Source organism: Streptomyces sp. NPDC098781 (genome assembly GCF_044759995.1).
GTDB lineage: Bacteria > Actinomycetota > Actinomycetes > Streptomycetales > Streptomycetaceae > Streptomyces.
Window position 1 is genome coordinate 131490 of record NZ_JBIWAK010000005.1, and the last position, 17893, is coordinate 149382.

Here is a 17893-nt window from a genome sequence, read left to right on the forward strand (position 1 = left end):
CGGCCCCTTCATTCAGCTCATTCAGCTGTGCTAGCCAAAGGCAGCCACGCAGCGATCAGGCCGCGACGACCTCGATGTTGACCTTGGCGGCAACCTCGGGGTGCAGACGCACGGACGTCTCGTGGGCGCCCAGGGTCTTGATCGGCGTGCCGAGCTCGATGCGACGCTTGTCGACCTCGGGGCCACCGGCAGCCTTGATCGCCGAGGCGATGTCGGCCGGGGTGACGGAACCGAAGAGACGGCCGGCGTCGCCGGAGCGAACGGCCAGACGGACCTTGACGGCCTCGAGCTGGCCCTTGACCTGGTTGGCCTGCTCGATGGTCTGGATCTCGTGGATCTTGCGAGCACGACGGATCTGCTCGACGTCCTTCTCGCCACCCTTGGTCCAGCGGATAGCGAACTTCCGCGGGATCAGGTAGTTGCGAGCGTAACCGTCCTTGACGTCGACGACGTCGCCCGCGGCACCGAGGCCGGAGACCTCGTGGGTGAGGATGATCTTCATTAGTCGGTCACCCTTCCCTTATCGCGCGGTGGAGGTGTAGGGCAGCAGCGCCATCTCACGGCTGTTCTTCACGGCCGTGGCGACGTCACGCTGGTGCTGCGTGCAGTTGCCGGTCACGCGGCGGGCACGGATCTTGCCGCGGTCGGAAATGAACTTCCGCAGCATGTTCGTGTCCTTGTAGTCCACGTACGTGACCTTGTCCTTGCAGAATGCGCAGACCTTCTTCTTCGGCTTGCGCACAGGCGGCTTCGCCATGGTGTTTCTCCTGTGTGATCAAGAAGTTTGGGTACGACCCGCCCTCGGCCCGGGGGCCTAGAAGGGGGGTTCGTCCGAGTAGCCGCCGCCCTGCTGGCCGCCGCCGGAGTTTCCACCCCAGCCGCCGCCACCGCCGCCGCCCTGCTGGCCACCGGCGGGAGCGCCGGTCGCCCACGGGTCGTCGGCGGGAGCACCGCCGCCCTGCTGGCCGCCGCCGGAGTTTCCACCCCAGCCGCCGCCACCCTGGCCGCCGCCACCGCCGCTGTAACCACCCTGGCCACCGCGAGCGCCACCGGAGGTCTTTGTGACCTTGGCCGTGGCGTTACGCAGGCTGGCGCCGACTTCCTCGACGTCCAGTTCGTAGACCGTGCGCTTGACGCCCTCGCGGTCCTCGTAGGACCGCTGCTTCAGCCGGCCCTGCACGATGACGCGCATGCCTCGCTGGAGCGACTCCGCGACGTTCTCCGCCGCCTGACGCCAGACCGAGCAGGTCAGGAACAGGCTCTCGCCGTCCTTCCACTCGTTCGTCTGACGGTCGAAGGTGCGGGGGGTGGACGCGACACGGAACTTCGCGACCGCCGCACCGGAGGGGGTGAAGCGCAGCTCGGGGTCATCGACAAGGTTGCCGACGACCGTGATGACGGTCTCGCCTGCCATGGGGGTACCTCTCGGCGGGTTTGCTGCTCTGGCTGCTTGGTTGCTGCTACTCGAATCCCGAGATCAGCTGAGCGGAAGAGCTCAGTGGGTCTCGGGGCGGAGGACCTTGGTCCGGAGGACCGACTCGTTCAGGTTCATCTGGCGGTCGAGCTCCTTGACGACCGCAGGCTCAGCCTGAAGGTCGATGACCGAGTAGATGCCCTCAGGCTTCTTCTTGATCTCGTACGAGAGACGACGACGGCCCCAGGTGTCGACCTTCTCGACCTTGCCGTTGCCCTCACGGACGACGGAGAGGAAGTTCTCGATCAGGGGGGCGACAGCGCGCTCCTCCAGATCGGGGTCGAGGATGACCATCACCTCGTAGTGACGCATGTGGAACCCACCTCCTTTGGACTCAGCGGCCACGGTCGTTCCGTGGCAGGAGGGTCGTGATGCGTACGCAACGGTATCGGCGGGCACTGACAATCGGGGGTGACCTCGCGGTTCCTCCGAGCTGGCCCGGGCAGACACCGGTGCAGACGGTACACAGTACCCGCACACCGACGTCCGGTTGAAATCCGGCCGCCGTCGACCACAATCTGTACACATCGGGTGTGTATGGCGCTACGATGCGCCGCCTTCCGCAGGAGGTGCCCTATGGCACAGGCATTGCGACCCAATACCGTCGGAGGCCTCTTCGCCACGGACGGAAAATCCCATCCTCTCCAGGACACCCTGCTTGTGGTGACCCTGGTGTTGGGCATCACGTCCTTCGTCACGGCCCAGTTCCACCATCTGCATCTGCTCAGCTCCTGGACCGGTCTGGTCGGCATCCTGATCGGCGCGTACGGCCAGTGGATCTCGGTGACGACCCGTGAACGGTTCGGTCTGATCCTGGGCCTCGGGGCCTCCGGAGTCGGGTTCTTCCTCGGCATGGCGCACGGCGGGCTCTTCGGCGGCTTCTGACGCCGGGGACATCGCCCTCCTCGCACCGGCCGCGGAGCCCGTCCTCCGAACACCGGCAGAACAGCGCATAGAACACCTTCGAACGCCCCGGCGGTCCACGAGGCCGGGACGGAGCTGCCGTACGCCCAGTCGGGGCGCTCCCGAGGCGCAGTAGGCTTCCGCGAGAGCCGGAGCCCCTGTACCCATGGGGACACACCAGCCCGAGGAGCGCCCCGAATGAGCCTGACCCTGAGGACGATCAGTCGCGAGCAGCATCTGGCATACATCCAGAGCCTGCCTGCGGCGAGCCACATGCAGGTCCCGGCCTGGGCAGACGTCAAGGCGGAATGGCGCTCGGAGAGCCTCGGCTGGTTCGACAGGAGCGGTGAACTCGTCGGCGCGGGCCTCGTCCTCTACCGGCAGCTGCCCAAGATCAAGCGCTACCTCGCCTATCTCCCCGAGGGCCCGGTCATCAACTGGTTCGCGCCGAACCTGACCGAGTGGCTGGAACCGATGCTCGCGCACCTGAAGCAGCAGGGCGCTTTCTCCGTGAAGATGGGCCCCCCGGTGATCATCCGGCGCTGGGAGGCCACGTCCATCAAGGCGGGCATCCAGAACCCGGACGTGAAGCGGCTGCGCGACATCGAGGCCGACTTCATCGAGCCGCGCGCCTTCGAGGTGGCCGACAAGCTGCGTCGTATGGGCTGGCAGCAGGGCGAGGACGGCGGGGCCGGCTTCGGCGACGTCCAGCCCCGCTACGTCTACCAGGTGCCGCTGGCCAACCGGTCCCTGGAGGAGGTCCACAAGAACTTCAACCAGCTGTGGCGACGCAACATCAAGAAGGCCGAGAAGGCTGGCGTCGAGGTCGTCCAGGGCGGTTACCAGGACCTCGAGGAATGGCAGCGGCTGTACGAGATCACCGCCGTGCGCGACCACTTCCGGCCGCGCCCGCTGTCGTACTTCCAGCGCATGTGGACGGCCCTCAACACCGAGGACCCCAACCGCATGCGGCTGTACTTCGCCCGCCACAACGGTGTGAACCTCTCGGCGGCGACGATGCTGATCGTGGGCGGCCACGTCTGGTACTCCTACGGCGCCTCGGACAACATCGGCCGTGAGGTCCGGCCCTCGAACGCGATGCAGTGGCGCATGCTGCGCGACGCCTACGCGCTCGGCGCCACCGTCTACGACCTGCGCGGCATCTCCGACTCTCTGGACGAGACCGACCACCTCTTCGGCCTGATCCAGTTCAAGGTGGGCACGGGTGGGCAGGCCGCCGAATACCTCGGCGAGTGGGACTTCCCGCTCAACAAGCTGCTCCACAAGGCGCTCGACATCTACATGTCGCGTCGCTGACCTCGCGTTCTCTGCTTCGATAACGTCCATAGCTGCACCGTCGATAGCTTCCATATCTCTGATACACCGCAGCCACGAGAAAGGTTCCAGGTCCGGCCATGGCGCTCACGCTCTACGTCGACACCGCGCGCTGGCGGGCGCACCACAAGCACGTGCAGGAGCAGTTCCCGGCCCTCGTTCCGGTCTGCAAGGGCAACGGCTACGGGTTCGGGCACGAGCGCCTCGCGGAGGAGGCCACCCGGATGGGCTCCGACGTCCTCGCCGTGGGCACGACGTACGAGGCCGCGCGCATCAAGGACTGGTTCGGCGGTGATCTGCTGGTGCTGACGCCGTACAGGCGCGGCGAGGAGCCGGTTCCGCTTCCCGACCGGGTCATCCGCTCGGTGTCGTCCGTGGACGGCGTGTACGGCCTCGTGGGCGCCCGTGTGGTCATCGAGGTGATGTCCTCGATGAAGCGGCACGGCATCAGCGAGCGTGACCTGGCGCAGCTGCACGCCGCCATCGAGAACGTGCGCCTGGAGGGCTTCGCCATCCACCTGCCGCTGGACCGCACCGACGGCTCCGACGCCGTCGAGGAGGTCATCGGCTGGATGGACCGGCTGCGCGCGGCCCGGCTGCCGCTGCACACGATGTTCGTCAGCCACCTCAAGGCCGAGGAACTCGCCCGTCTCCAGCAGCAGTTCCCGCAGACCCGCTTCCGCGCGCGTATCGGCACCCGGCTGTGGCTGGGGGACCACGACGCCACCGAGTACCGCGGCGCCGTCCTGGATGTCACGCGCGTCTCCAAGGGCGACCGCTTCGGCTACCGGCAGCAGAAGGCGGCCTCGGACGGCTTCCTGGTGGTCGTGGCTGGCGGAACGTCGCACGGGGTGGGCCTGGAGGCGCCGAAGGCCCTGCACGGCGTCATGCCGCGCGCCAAGGGCGTCGCCCGCGCCGGCCTCGCCACGGTCAACCGGAACCTTTCTCCCTTCGTGTGGGGCGGCAAGCAGCGCTGGTTCGCGGAGCCTCCGCACATGCAGGTCTCGATCCTGTTCGTCCCGGCGGACGCCCCCGAGCCGAAGGTCGGCGACGAGCTGGTGGCCCATCTGCGCCACACCACCACGCAGTTCGACCGCATCGTCGATCGCTGAACCACGGTCGCCGGGCCGCCGAGCGACCACCCGTCGGCAACGCCCGAGCGACGAAAGGCCGTACACGGACTCCTCCGTGTACGGCCTTTTCCGTGGAGGCCTTTCCGGGTACGGCTCTCTGCGTACGGCCTCCGACGTGCCCTTTCCACGTCCTGTTCGCTCAGAGCGAACTTCCCGTGGCTCCCCGGCCGCCCCACTCCACCTCTGGCCCCTCGAAGTGGGCCGCGTGCCGCGGTGGATGGGCTGCGGCGCCGAGTACGAACACGTCCTCCGCCCTGTCGAGGACGCCGCCCGACGGGTCGTCCTCGCCTGCCCTGCGTACCGGATCACGGTCCGGCATGAGGATGTCCCGCACCACGACGGCACACAGGTACAGCGTCCCCAGCAGATGGACGCCGATGGCCCAGTGGTAGCCGTCCGGGGGCAGTCCCTTGTGGGCGTCCCCGCTGGTCGTGTACGCGAGGTACGTCCAGATGCCCAGGAAGTACGCCACCTCGCACGCCTGCCAGATCAGGATGTCCCGCCACCGCGGCCGGGCCAGCACGGCCAGCGGCACCAGCCACAGGACGTACTGCGGTGAGTAGACCTTGTTGGTGAGGATGAAGGCCGCGACGATCAGGAACGCCAGCTGGGCGAAGCGCGGGCGCCGCGGAGCGGTGAGCGTGAGCGCGGCGACGCCGGCACAGCACAGCAGCATGAGCAGCGTGGCCAGTGTGTTGACCGTCTCGGTGGTCAACGGGTCGTTGGAGTTCTGGGCCAGGATCAGCCAGAACGAGCCGAAGTCGACGCCGCGCTCCTGGCTGAACCGGTAGAACTGCGACCACCCGTCCCAGGCGAGGAGCATCACCGGAAGGTTCACGACCAGCCAGGCCACGACCGTGCCGCCCAGCGCCTTGCCGAACTCACGCCACTTGCCCGCACGCCAGCACAGGACGAACAGCGGGCCGAGCAGGAAGACGGGGTAGAGCTTCGCGGCCGTGGCGAGCCCCAGCAGGATGCCGAAGGCGACGGAACGGCCACGGGACCACATCAGCATCGCGGCGGCCGTCAGGGCGACGGCCAGCAGATCCCAGTTGATGGTCGCCGTCAGTGCGAAGGCGGGCGCCAGGGCGACCAGCAGACCGTCCCAGGGGCGCCGGGTGTGCGTGCGGGTCACACAGACCGCGATGACGGCCGCACAGGCCATGAGCATCCCGGCGTTGACCATCCAGTACCACTGCTCCTGGTCCTGGATGCTGCCGCTGCCCGGCGTGAGCCAGGAGGCGACCTCCATGAACACACCGGTCAGCACCGGGTACTCCAGGTACTGCATGTCGCCGGCGAGCTTGTCGAAGTACGGCACAAGCCCGTCGGCGAAGCCACGGCCCTGGTAGAGGTGCGGGATGTCCGAGTAGCAGGCATGCGTGTACTGCGAACTGGCGCCGAAGAACCAGGCGCCGTTGTAGCAGGGCGCCTTCTGGACCAGCCCGAGTGCGAACATGCCGATCGCGACGAGCGCGACGATCCGCACGGGAGTCCACCAGGACGTCCCGAGCAGCGCGCGCCGTCCGATGGGGCCGCCGATCAGCTCACTCCCGCGCGCGGCGACCTCGTCCTCCTCGGTCGGCCGCACGGGGTCCGGCTCGTGCACGCTCGTGGGCGTCGTCTCTGCACTGGGCATGGGGCACATCCTGCCGTACGTGCCGAGGGAGGAGGTATGAGGATGGCGAGAGTGCATATGAGCTGACGGCGATGGCGCTCATACCGGGCACAAGGGACACACCACGACAAGGGCGCTGCGTCACCGAAGGGGAGCAGACCGAGGTCGACCAGCCCTTCGAGGTGCCGTTACCACCGCGGAAAAGGCAAATGCGGTCGGCCCTCGGAGTTCCGAGGACCGACCGCATTCCCGTCGGGTCAGGGCGGCGCCGCCCTACCCGTCCGCGCCTCCGAAGATGCCTCCGCTGCCGTTGCCGTTGCCGTTGCTTCCGCCGTCGTCCGTCTCGGTTTCCGTGGGCGTCGGTGACAAGGTCACGCCTCCGTCCGTGCCGCCGTTGTCCGAGCCTCCGTTTTCGCATCGGAACCCGAAGCACGTCTCCGTGGGCGTGGGTGTCGGCGACGTCTGCGACTCACTGGGAGTCGGGCTCGGGGTCGGGCTCGCCTCCTCGGTCTCGGTGGGAGTGGGAGTGGGCGTCGGGGTCGGGACATCGTTGATGATCTCGCCGATGGGCTCCGGCGTCGGGAACGGCTCCGGGTCCGTGCCCTTCAACGCCTGCTCCATGTAGTCGTGCCAGATCTCGGCCGGGAACGAGGCACCGTGGATCTTCTCCTGGCCACCCGTGCCGAACATCTTCAGGAACTCACGGTTCTGGTTCTTCTCGTTGTCGTCGTAGCGGAACATCGTGATCGCCGTCGACAGCTGAGGGGTGTAACCCACGAACCAGGCGGACCGGTTGCCGTCGGTGGTACCGGTCTTGCCGGCCACCTCACGGTCGGACAGTCGAGCGCTGGTACCCGTGCCCTTGTCGACCACCGTCTTCAGAACGTCCGTGACGTTGTCGGCGACGGCCGGTTCGAAGGCCCGCTTGGCGACCGATTCGTGCTTGAAGACCTCTCCGTCCTTGTCCGTCACCCTGGTGACGGAGAAGGGAGCACTCTGCTTGCCGCTGGTCGCGAAGGTCGCGTAGGCACCCGCCATACGGATCGCGCTGGGCTGGGAGGTGCCGATGGAGAAGGACGGGTAGTCGGTGCCGGTCAGGCTGCCCTCCAGGATGCCGGCGTCCTCGGCCGCTTCCTTCACCTTGTCCAGTCCGACATCCATGCCGAGCTGCACGAAGGCGGAGTTCACCGACTCCCGCATCGCCTCACGGAGGTCGATCTGGTAGTTGGGGGCTTCGCCGTACGACTCATCACCGTCGTTGACCTGATTCCACTCCTCCCCCTTCTCGTTCCGCCAGATGTCGCCCTTGTAGTCCTTGATCTTGAGCTTGTTCTTGCCGCTGTACAGGCTTTGCGGTGAGACCTTGGTGCGCTCGTCCTGGGCCTGCTCCCCTTCGAGATCCGGGTCGCGCACACCCCACTTCATCGCGGCGGCGAGCACGAACGGCTTGAACGTCGAACCGACCTGGGCACCGGTCACGTCGCAGTTGTTCGTGAAGTGCTTGGTCGCGTCCGTGCCGCCGTAGCAGGCTCTGATCGCGCCGGTGGCCGGATCCACGGAGGCCCCGCCGAACTGGACGTGAGTGTCGGTCTTCGGTCGTTTCTCGGGCTTGATGTTGGCCTTGTAGACCTTCGTCACCGAGCTCTCGAGCTCCTTGACCTTCTTCTTGTCGAAGGTCGTGTAGATCGAGAGACCCCCCTGCCGCAGCTTCTCCTCGGTGATCCCGGTCTTTTCGCTGTTGTTGACCAGGTAGGAGTTGGCGAGGTCGACGAGGTAGCCGATCTGGCCGCTCAGCGCGGAATTGAAGCGCGGGTTCTTCCACTCGGGGAGCTTGGTGTACTTGGCCCGGGTCGCGGCGTCCAGATGCCCGTACTGCACCATTTTGTCGAGCGTGTCCTGCATCTGGACCCTCGCCCGCTTCTGGTTCGCCTCAGGCGTGGCCGCCGCGTCGATGGACGTCGAACCCGCGGGGTCGTAGTAGGTGGCACCCTTGAGCACGGCCGCCAGGAACGCGCACTCGCCCTCGTTCAGGTCGACGGCGTTCTTGTTGAAGTAGGCGCGGGCCGCGGCCTGAATCCCGTAGGCATTGCGCCCGTAGTAGGCGGAGTTCAGGTAGCCGGCCATGATGTCGTCCTTCGACACCGTGGTGCCCACCTTGACCGAGATGAAGATCTCCTTGAACTTGCGCGAGATCGTCTGCGACTGATCTCCCAGCCGCGCGTTCTTCACGTACTGCTGGGTGATGGTGGAGCCACCCTGCGTCTCGCCACCGGTGGCCATGTTGAACACGGCGCGGGCGATGCCCTTCGGGTCGATTCCACTGTCCGTGTAGAACGTCTTGTTCTCCTGCGAGACCACGGCGTACTGCATCGCCTTGGGAATCTGCGACAGGTTGACGATCTGCCGGTTCGTCTCACCGCCGGTGGAGACCATCTCGGACTTGTTGGACCAGTAGTAGACGTTGTTCTGCGCCGTCGCGGTCTCGTCGACCTTCGGCACGCCGACCATGGCGTACCCGATACCGGCCACAGCCACCAGGCTCCCGACGAAGCTCAGGAACAGGCCCGCCACAAGCTTCCACGACGGCACCCAGCGCCCGGCGCCGTACTTGCCCGCCCGCGGATAGTCGATGAACCGCTTCCTGCCGGGGGGAGCGGCTCGCCCTCGGCCCCGCCCGGGGCCGTTCGCCCCGCCGCCGGGAGCCGCGCGCCGGCCGCCAGGACCGGGTTCGGCCGCTCTGCGGCGGCCCCCGCCGCTTCGCTGGGCCGCGCGGCGTGCTTCCGCGCGGCCTCCGTACGGACGTTCCTCGCCACCCGAACCAGCGGAATCCGACCCGTACGAGTCGGCGGGAGATCCGGTGGCGCCTCGCGGTGCCGCTCGGCGGCCGGAGGACGAGCCGGCCTGGCCGCGTCGGGCCGCGGCACGTCCGCCTCCCTGCGGCTGCGGCGGTTTGCGACGGTGCTCGCTCATCGAACGACTACTCCTCGGGCAGGCGCACCCCTGGGCGCCTGTCAACGGCGGCTGTTTTCCGGTCCCCCCGGAGTACGGATGTGGTCGGTTCCGCATTCACCCGTACTGCACCAAGGATGACGACGCCCTCAGGTGTCACTCGGTTCCCGGTGTTGTGCATGGCGCACAGACTACGCACCGTCAAAGTCCTCCTAGCCCCGAACTTCACCCCAAATCAGGCAACTCGCTCCACATGAATCGTTGATGTGATCCCGTTCACCGTTCCCCCACTTGTCCCGAGGGGAAGGCCGTTCTATCGTCGTGATGTATCGAGTCGATACATCAGCGCGACATACGACGAGGAGGGCGAGGGGATGAGCCGACGTTCCGGGATCCTTGAGTTCGCCGTCCTCGGACTGCTGCGCGAATCCCCGATGCACGGCTATGAGCTGCGCAAACGACTCAATACGTCACTCGGCGTGTTCCGTGCGTTCAGCTACGGCACGCTGTACCCCTGCCTCAAGACGCTGGTCGCCAACGGCTGGTTGATCGAGGAGCCGGGGAACGCCCCCGAGGACGCGCTCGCCGCGTCACTCGCGGGCCGTCGCGCCAAGATCGTCTACCGGTTGACGGCGGAAGGTAAGGAGCACTTCGAGGAGCTTCTTTCCCAGACCGGGCCCGACGCGTACGAGGACGAGCACTTCGCTGCCCGATTTGCCTTCTTCGGACGCACACCACAGGACGTGCGGATGCGCGTGCTGGAGGGCCGCCGTAGCCGGCTGGAGGAACGCCTGGAAAAGATGCGCGCCTCTCTGGCGCGCACCCGGGAGCGCCTTGACGACTACACGCTTGAGCTCCAGCGCCACGGGATGGAGTCCGTGGAGCGCGAAGTGCGCTGGCTGAACGAGCTCATCGAGAGCGAGCGGGCCGGCCGGGACCTCAAGGGTCCCGCCTCCGGGGGGCCCGACTCGCGGGACACCAGATTTGAAGCGCCGGGCGGCCTGCCCCGGCCGGGGGACGCCCCTCGGCCGGATACGCCCGGCGACACCGCCACGTGAGATCCACTCAGGACCTCACTCGTACACACAGGGAGCAACCGGAATGGGTTCGGTGCGCGTAGCCGTAGTCGGCGTGGGCAACTGTGCCGCGTCGCTGGTTCAGGGAGTCGAGTACTACAAGGACGCCGACCCGGCGTCCAAGGTCCCCGGCCTGATGCACGTGCAGTTCGGTGACTACCACGTCAAGGACGTCGAGTTCGTCGCCGCGTTCGATGTCGACGCGAAGAAGGTCGGCCTCGACCTCGCGGACGCCATCGGCGCCAGCGAGAACAACACGATCAAGATCTGCGACGTGCCCCGTTCCGGCGTGACCGTCCAGCGCGGCCACACCCTCGACGGTCTCGGCAAGTACTACCGCGAGACCATCGAGGAGTCCGCCGAGGCCCCGGTCGACGTCGTCCAGGTCCTCAAGGACAAGCAGGTCGACGTCCTCGTCTGCTACCTGCCCGTCGGTTCCGAGGACGCGGCGAAGTTCTACGCCCAGTGCGCCATCGACGCCAAGGTCGCCTTCGTCAACGCGCTGCCGGTCTTCATCGCCGGTACGAAGGAATGGGCGGACAAGTTCACCGAGGCCGGCGTCCCGATCGTCGGTGACGACATCAAGTCGCAGGTCGGCGCCACCATCACGCACCGCGTCATGGCGAAGCTGTTCGAGGACCGCGGCGTCGTCCTGGACCGCACGATGCAGCTGAACGTCGGCGGCAACATGGACTTCAAGAACATGCTCGAGCGTGACCGCCTCGAGTCCAAGAAGATCTCCAAGACGCAGGCCGTCACCTCGCAGATCCCCGACCGGGAGCTCGGCGAGAAGAACGTCCACATCGGCCCGTCCGACTACGTCGCCTGGCTCGACGACCGCAAGTGGGCCTACGTCCGCCTCGAGGGCCGCGCCTTCGGTGACGTCCCGCTGAACCTGGAGTACAAGCTCGAGGTCTGGGACTCCCCGAACTCCGCCGGCGTCATCATCGACGCGCTTCGCGCCGCGAAGATCGCCAAGGACCGCGGCATCGGCGGCCCGATCCTGTCGGCGTCGAGCTACTTCATGAAGTCCCCGCCGGTCCAGTACTTCGACGACGAGGCCCGCGAGAACGTCGAGAAGTTCATCAAGGGCGAGGTCGAGCGCTGAGCACCGCGCCACCGCAGTAGAACGCTCCTGCCAGAGCTGCCGAGGGGTCCCCGGGTTTGCCGCCCGGGGGCCCTCCCGTATGTGAGGCTGTGCCCCATGTCCGTCGTACGCGACCTGCGGGTCCTGCTGCGCTTCCGGAACTTCCGGCGCCTGCTCGTCGTACGCCTGCTCTCCCAGGGGGCCGACGGCGTCTACCAGACCGCGCTCGCCACATACGTCGTCTTCTCCCCGGAGAAACAGACCTCGGCCGCCGCCATCGCCTCCGCGATGGCCGTGCTGCTTCTGCCGTACTCCCTCGTCGGCCCCTTCTCCGGTGTCCTGCTGGACCGTTGGCGCCGTCGCCAGGTTCTGCTGTACGGCAGCCTGCTGCGCACCGTGCTGGCCTCGGCCACCGCCGCCTTGATCGTCACCCAGGTCCCGGACTGGCTCTTCTACGTCTCCGCCCTGTGCGTCACCGCCGTCAACCGCTTCGTCCTGTCCGGCCTGTCCGCCGCACTGCCGCGCGTGGTCGACGAGGAGCGGCTCGTGATCGCCAACTCCCTGTCTCCGACCGCCGGAACGCTCGCCGCGACCGCCGGTGCCGGCCTGGCCTTCGTCGTCAGGCTGGTGGTCTGGGACTCCGACGCCGCCGTGGTGCTCCTGGGAGCCGCCCTGTATCTGGGCGCGGGACTGGCGTCGCTGCGCATGGCACCGGAACTGCTCGGACCCGACCGCGAGTTGGTCCAGCCCCGCCTCGCCGCGGCACTCTCCGGCACCGCCCGCGATCTGAAGGCCGGCGTCCGCCATCTCGCCGCCCCGTCCCGACGCGAGGCGGCCTGGGCGCTGTTCTCGATGACCTCGATGCGCTTCTGCTACGGCGCTCTCCTGGTCATGGTGCTGATGCTGTGCCGCTACGCCTTCTCCTCCGACGCCGATGACGGACTCGCCCTGCTGGGACTGGCGTTGGGCATCTCGGGCGCGGGCTTCTTCGCGGCCGCCCTGGTGACCCCTTGGGCGGCGGCACGACTCGGACCCGGCCGCTGGATCGCCGTGTGCTCGGGGGCCGCCGCCGTCCTGGTGGCCGCTCTCGGCCTGCCCTTCGCCGCAACTCCCATGCTGGTCGCGGCGTTCGTGCTGGGCCTGACGACGCAGGGCGCGAAGATCGCGACGGACACGATCGTGCAGTCCTCGGTGGAGGACGGCTTCCGTGGCCGGACCTTTTCGGTCTACGACGTGCTGTTCAACGTCGCGTTCGTCGGAGCCGCCGGAGTGGCGGCCCTGATACTGCCGCCGGACGGCCGTTCAGCGGCCCTCGTGGTCACGGTCGCCGTTATCTACGCGGCAGTTGCTGTGGCTATGGCCCACTTTGAGTCTCGGTCTGTGTCACATCAATGACACAGAGCCACTCCCGAGTACTGAGTTGTCAGTGGGGCCCGGTAGCTTACGTCCGTCTTACATCGCGCCATTCTTTGCGATCACGCATCCACGTTCCAGGGGGGACCTCAAGTGACAACGCCGCCGCAGGGCAATCCATTCGCGCAGGGCCAGAACCCGTACGCCCAGGGCCAGCCGCCGCAGGGCCAGGCCCCGTACCCGCAGCAGCCGGGCCAGCCGGGCTTCCCTCCGCAGGGCGGTGCGCCTTACGCGCCGGTCCCGCCGGAGCAGCCCCGCCGCAAGATCAGCTTCAAGACGATCAAGAACGTCCTCATCGGCGTCGGGGTCGTGACCGCGATTGTCGTCGGCGTCATATCCAGCTTGAACGACCCGGACCAGGCGAAGGTGGGCGACTGCCTGAAGTCCGCCTCCTCGTCGTCCTCGAGCGATGAGATGGAGATCGTCGACTGCACGTCCTCGGAGGCAGAGGCCAAGGTCCTCAAGAAGGTCGACGGCACCTTCACCTCGTTCACCGCCGAGACGGAATGCCGCAAGGTCAGCGGCGCCACGAGCTTCTACGCCCAGACCGGCGACGGCGACAACTTCGTCCTGTGCCTGTCTGACGTCTGATCCGCCTCCTTCGCTCACTCCGAGGAGCTGCGGCGAAGACCTGAAAGTCTGTGACGATGCATGAGGGGCTGTGTTTCACGTGAAACACAGCCCCTCAGCGCATGTCCGCGCTCTAGAGACGGTGGCGATGTTTCACGTGAAACATCGCCACCGTCGTCTGATCCTCAGCTCTGCTCGGCCCACCACTCCTTGAGCGCGGCCACCGCCTCGTCATGCCCCATCGGACCGTTCTCCAGCCGAAGCTCCAGCATGTGCTTGTAGGCGCGACCGACGACCGGACCGGGCCCTACCCCGAGGATCTCCATGATCTGGTTGCCGTCGAGGTCGGGGCGGATGGAGTCGAGCTCCTCCTGCTCCTGAAGCTGGGCGATCCGCTCCTCCAGACCGTCATAGGCACGGGACAGTGCCGCCGCCTTGCGCTTGTTCCGCGTTGTGCAGTCCGAGCGGGTCAGCTTGTGGAGTCGATCGAGGAGCGGACCGGCGTCCCGGACATAGCGGCGGACAGCCGAGTCCGTCCACTCGCCCGTGCCGTAGCCGTGGAAGCGCAGATGGAGCTCGACCAGCTGTGAGACATCCTTCACCAGCTCGTTGGAGTACTTCAGCGCAGTCATGCGCTTCTTGGTCATCTTCGCGCCGACCACCTCGTGGTGGTGGAACGAGACCCGCCCGTCCTTCTCGAAGCGACGGGTGCGCGGCTTGCCGATGTCGTGCAGCAGCGCGGACAGCCGGAGGGTGAGGTCGGGACCGTTCTCCTCCAGCGCCATCGCCTGCTCCAGGACGATCAGCGTGTGCTCGTAGACGTCCTTGTGCCGGTGGTGCTCGTCACTCTCCAGGCGCAGTGCCGGCAGCTCGGGCAGCACACGGTCCGCGAGCCCGGTGTCCACGAGCAGCGTCAGACCCTTGCGCGGGTGATCGGCGAGGATCAGCTTGTTCAGCTCGTCCCGCACCCGCTCCGCCGAAACGATCTCGATCCGCTCGGCCATGTCCTTCATGGCCGTCACCACCTCGGGAGCGACCTCGAAGTCGAGCTGCGCCGCGAAGCGCGCCGCCCGCATCATCCGCAGCGGGTCGTCCGAGAAGGACGCCTCGGGCGTTCCCGGAGTCCTCAGCACCTGCGCCGCGAGGTCCTCCAGCCCACCGTGCGGGTCGACGAACTCCTTCTCCGGCAGCGCGACGGCCATCGCGTTGACCGTGAAATCGCGCCGGACGAGGTCCTCCTCGATCGAGTGGCCGTACGACACCTCCGGCTTGCGTGAGGTTCGGTCATACGCCTCCGAACGGTAAGTCGTCACCTCGATCTGGAAGCTTCGATCAACGTCACCGACGCGGGCGTTCTTCTGGGCGCCGACCGTGCCGAAGGCGATCCCGACCTCCCAGACGGCGTCAGCCCAGGGGCGCACGATCTTCAGCACGTCCTCGGGACGGGCGTCTGTCGTGAAGTCCAGGTCATTGCCGAGCCGGCCGAGCAGGGCGTCCCGGACCGACCCGCCGACCAGGGCGAGTGAGAACCCGGCCTCCTTGAAGCGGCTGGCGAGCTCGTCGGCGACAGGTGCGACCCGCAGCAGCTCGCTCACCGCGCGTTGCTGCACCTGGCTCAGGACACTGGACTTGTCTTCGTTGGCGTTCGGCACAACAGAAGAGGGTACGTGGCCCCGGCCGCCCGGGGCTTCTCCATTGAACGTGCACAGCGCGTGCACGGACACCTCGATCCATACGGGCACAAGGACTGCTCTTGAGACGCAGGGAAACGCTCCTCTTTATTCCTGCGCATAGGGGACAGAGCGACCCTGCGGACCGATCTTGTGGGGCACTCCGCGGCACTTCCCCTCAGCGCGCATCGTTACCATGCGTGGACGCACATTCCGACGACCACTGACGACGACGAGGGACGGGCGAGCGCGTGGCCGAGGCGGCAGACTTCCAGGGGATGAGTCCCTCACCTGCCCGCCGCTGGATGCGGCGCACCGGAGCACTGCTGGCCGGAGCGCCTCTGCTGGCCGGCCTGCTCCAGCTGCCCGCAGCGGCGCCCACGCAGGCCGCCGAGCAGGACTCCCTGAAGGCCGCTTCCGGCCCGGGCACGGTGGCCGTCGCTGTGGACTCGCTCACGCCCACCGTCCCCGGCGAGGACGACACGCTGACCGTGTCCGGCACGGTGACCAACGAGGGCAAGCAGACCGTCACCGACGCACAGGTGGACCTGCGCCTCGGCCCCGCCCTGAGCACGCGCTCGGACATCGACACGGTCGCCCAGCGCACCGATGAGCAGGCCGGCCTGGACGGGTCCCCGGTGGGCGGCAAGTACATCAAGGAGTTCGACAAGCTCACGCCGGGCGTCTCCCAGCACTTCAGCATCTCCGTGCCGGTCGACAAGCTGGACCTCGGCGGGGAGGGCGTCTATCAGTTCGCCGTATCCCTGGCAGGCGAGACGGCCGCACAGCCCTGGAACCAGGTGCTCGGCATCCAGCGGACGTTCCTGCCGTGGCAGCCGGACGGGGCCGACACGAAGACGAAGACGACGGTTCTGTGGCCGCTCATCTCCACCTCGCACATGACAGCCGAGACGGGGTCGAACGAGTCACAGACGCCGGTCTTCCGTGACGACGATCTCGCCGAGGAGCTCGCCCCGGGCGGCCGTCTCCAGCAGCTCGTGGCGCTCGGGAAGGAACTCGACGTCACCTGGGTGATCGATCCCGACCTGCTGGCCTCCGTCGACGCCATGACGGACAGCTACCGCGTCCAGGGCGAGGGCGACACGACCACGGCCGGCACCCACCAGGAGGTCGCCAAGCAGTGGCTGGCCGACCTCCAGGGCGCGGTGCAGGACCAGGAGGTCGTCGCCCTTCCCTTCGCCGACCCCGACCTGGCCTCCCTGGCTCACAACGGCACCGATGTCACCGGCTCCCTGAGTCACCTCAAGGAGGCCACCGACGTGGCCGCCGACACCGTCCGCTCGGTCCTCCACGTGGAACCGACGACCGACTTCGCCTGGCCCGTGAACGGCGCGGTCGACCCGTCCATCGTCAAGGTCGCCACGTCCGCCGGCGCGGACAAGGTGATCGCCCGCAGCGACAGCCTGCTGGAGACCGGCGGCCTGCCCTACACGCCCTCCTCGGCCCGCCCGATCGGCGGCGGCACCACGGCGGTGGTGGCGGACGCACGGATGTCCACGGCGTTCCAGGGCAACCTGACCAAGGCGTCGACCTCGACCCTCGCCGTGCAGCGGTTCCTCGCCCAGAGCCTGGCCCTCAACCTTCAGACGGACAAACAGCGCAGCATCGTCGTGGCCCCGCAGCGGATGCCGACCGCCAGCCAGGCCCAGGCGATGGCGGACGCGGTGGAGGCGCTCCAGGGCGGCTCGTGGTCGGAGGCCCAGGAACTCACCGCCGCCGCCTCGGCCAAGCCCGACTCCGGCTCCACCACGAAGGTGCCGTCCTCGTCCCGCTACTCGTCCTCGCTGCGCAAGCAGGAGCTGCCGCGCGCGGCCTTCGAGCAGATCGCGACCACGCAGGACAAGCTCGACAACTTCAAGGTCATCCTCACCGACCAGTCCCGGGTGGTGACCCCCTTCGGCCGGGCCATGAACCGCGAGATGTCCACCTCGTGGCGCGGTCGCTCCGCGGAGGCGGCCGACTACCGCAACGGCGTCGAGGCGTACATCAACTCCCTGGCCGGCCAGGTCACCCTGATCGACAAGTCCGAGACCAAGCTCTCCGGACGCAGCGCCACGATCCCCGTGACCGTGCAGAACAACCTGGTGCAAGGGGTCGACCACCTGGTGCTGCGACTCACCTCGACGAGCCCGAGGCGCCTGGAGATCGGCGGCGAGACCTGGGACGAGCAGCCGGTCTCGGTCTCCGGCGGACACAGCCAGACGGTGAAGTTCACCACCTCGGCCCAGGCCAACGGCCAGGCCACGGTGATCGCCCAGCTGTACACGGAGGACGGCCAGAAGTACGGTGCGCCCGTCACCTTCGATGTGAAGGTCACCGAGTTCACGGCCACGGTGATGCTGGTCATCGGCGGCGGCTTCCTGCTGCTGGTCCTCGCCGGATTCCGGATGTACACGCAGCGCAAGCGCGCGGCCGCCCGGGAGGCCGAGGAGGACGGTTCCCAGGAGACGGGCGAGGCCGAGGACGGATCGGAGAACCCCGAGGGCCCCGAGAGTCGTCTCACTTCCGAGGAGCTTCTCGAGGAGGAGTCCCCTGCCGGTACCCGGGCAGACGCCCCGGAGCAGCAGAGTGACCCGACCCCGGACACCGCAGCGGAAAGCGCCGACCCGTCCGGCACGGGTGAGAGAGTGGACCGTTGAGCGAT

At 67.6% G+C, this 17893-nt stretch carries 15 protein-coding genes; 8 read left to right on the forward strand and 7 right to left on the reverse strand.

Translation table 11 applies throughout. The features are described from left to right. Positions 1-55: 55 nt before the first annotated feature. The 4 genes from rplI to rpsF form a co-directional block, all read right to left on the reverse strand. Positions 56-502: a 50S ribosomal protein L9 gene (gene rplI, locus ACIQWG_RS21395; RefSeq protein WP_048581468.1), complete on the reverse strand. Its 447-nt coding sequence runs from the start codon at positions 500-502 to the stop codon at positions 56-58. Between the two features lie 18 nt (positions 503-520). Further along, the gene (rpsR, locus tag ACIQWG_RS21400) at positions 521-757 is read right to left on the reverse strand and encodes a 30S ribosomal protein S18 (protein ID WP_003949403.1); all 237 of its coding nucleotides are present in this window, start codon (positions 755-757) and stop codon (positions 521-523) included. 57 nt (positions 758-814) lie between these two features. After that, positions 815-1414: a single-stranded DNA-binding protein gene (locus tag ACIQWG_RS21405; RefSeq protein ID WP_404098061.1), complete on the reverse strand. Its 600-nt coding sequence runs from the start codon at positions 1412-1414 to the stop codon at positions 815-817. Positions 1415-1495: 81 nt separating this feature from the next. Continuing rightward, positions 1496-1786: a 30S ribosomal protein S6 gene (gene rpsF, locus ACIQWG_RS21410; RefSeq protein WP_005482942.1), complete on the reverse strand. Its 291-nt coding sequence runs from the start codon at positions 1784-1786 to the stop codon at positions 1496-1498. Positions 1787-2050: 264 nt separating this feature from the next. Between rpsF and ACIQWG_RS21415 the strand changes: the two genes are divergently transcribed. The 3 genes from ACIQWG_RS21415 (at position 2051) to ACIQWG_RS21425 (ending at position 4824) form a co-directional block, all read left to right on the forward strand. Continuing rightward, entirely contained in the window at positions 2051-2359 is a 309-nt protein-coding gene (locus ACIQWG_RS21415) for a hypothetical protein (RefSeq protein ID WP_404098063.1), read from the forward strand. A gap of 216 nt (positions 2360-2575) precedes the next feature. Further along, complete coding sequence (gene femX, locus ACIQWG_RS21420; protein ID WP_404098065.1) at positions 2576-3694, forward strand: peptidoglycan bridge formation glycyltransferase FemX; 1119 nt, start codon at positions 2576-2578, stop codon at positions 3692-3694. Between the two features lie 98 nt (positions 3695-3792). Next, positions 3793-4824 (forward strand): alanine racemase, encoded by a 1032-nt coding sequence (locus ACIQWG_RS21425; protein WP_404098068.1) that lies wholly within the window; start codon positions 3793-3795, stop codon positions 4822-4824. Between the two features lie 160 nt (positions 4825-4984). Here the strand turns inward: ACIQWG_RS21425 and ACIQWG_RS21430 are convergent, their stop codons facing one another. Together ACIQWG_RS21430 and ACIQWG_RS21435 are read right to left on the reverse strand one after the other, a co-directional pair. Next, positions 4985-6484 carry a glycosyltransferase family 87 protein gene (locus ACIQWG_RS21430; RefSeq protein WP_404098071.1) on the reverse strand — a complete coding sequence of 500 codons (1500 nt, stop codon included), beginning with the start codon at positions 6482-6484 and terminating at the stop codon, positions 4985-4987. 252 nt (positions 6485-6736) lie between these two features. Next, the gene (locus ACIQWG_RS21435; protein WP_404098074.1) at positions 6737-9433 is read right to left on the reverse strand and encodes a transglycosylase domain-containing protein; all 2697 of its coding nucleotides are present in this window, start codon (positions 9431-9433) and stop codon (positions 6737-6739) included. A gap of 353 nt (positions 9434-9786) precedes the next feature. Here ACIQWG_RS21435 and ACIQWG_RS21440 point away from each other — a divergent pair, with 353 nt between their 5' ends. The 4 genes from ACIQWG_RS21440 (at position 9787) to ACIQWG_RS21455 (ending at position 13579) form a co-directional block, all read left to right on the forward strand. Further along, positions 9787-10470 (forward strand): PadR family transcriptional regulator, encoded by a 684-nt coding sequence (locus tag ACIQWG_RS21440; protein WP_404098077.1) that lies wholly within the window; start codon positions 9787-9789, stop codon positions 10468-10470. A 43-nt stretch (positions 10471-10513) separates the two neighbouring features. Beyond that, entirely contained in the window at positions 10514-11596 is a 1083-nt protein-coding gene (locus ACIQWG_RS21445; RefSeq protein ID WP_404098079.1) for an inositol-3-phosphate synthase, read from the forward strand. 96 nt (positions 11597-11692) lie between these two features. Then, positions 11693-12970 carry an MFS transporter gene (locus tag ACIQWG_RS21450; RefSeq protein ID WP_404098082.1) on the forward strand — a complete coding sequence of 426 codons (1278 nt, stop codon included), beginning with the start codon at positions 11693-11695 and terminating at the stop codon, positions 12968-12970. 111 nt (positions 12971-13081) lie between these two features. Further along, on the forward strand, positions 13082-13579 hold the full coding sequence (locus ACIQWG_RS21455) for a hypothetical protein (protein ID WP_404098085.1): 498 nt from the start codon (positions 13082-13084) through the stop codon (positions 13577-13579). Positions 13580-13743: 164 nt separating this feature from the next. Here the strand turns inward: ACIQWG_RS21455 and ACIQWG_RS21460 are convergent, their stop codons facing one another. Next, positions 13744-15210: a CCA tRNA nucleotidyltransferase gene (locus ACIQWG_RS21460; protein ID WP_404098088.1), complete on the reverse strand. Its 1467-nt coding sequence runs from the start codon at positions 15208-15210 to the stop codon at positions 13744-13746. 269 nt (positions 15211-15479) lie between these two features. Here ACIQWG_RS21460 and ACIQWG_RS21465 point away from each other — a divergent pair, with 269 nt between their 5' ends. Next, on the forward strand, positions 15480-17888 hold the full coding sequence (locus ACIQWG_RS21465) for a DUF6049 family protein (protein ID WP_404098091.1): 2409 nt from the start codon (positions 15480-15482) through the stop codon (positions 17886-17888). Positions 17889-17893: the final 5 nt, after the last annotated feature.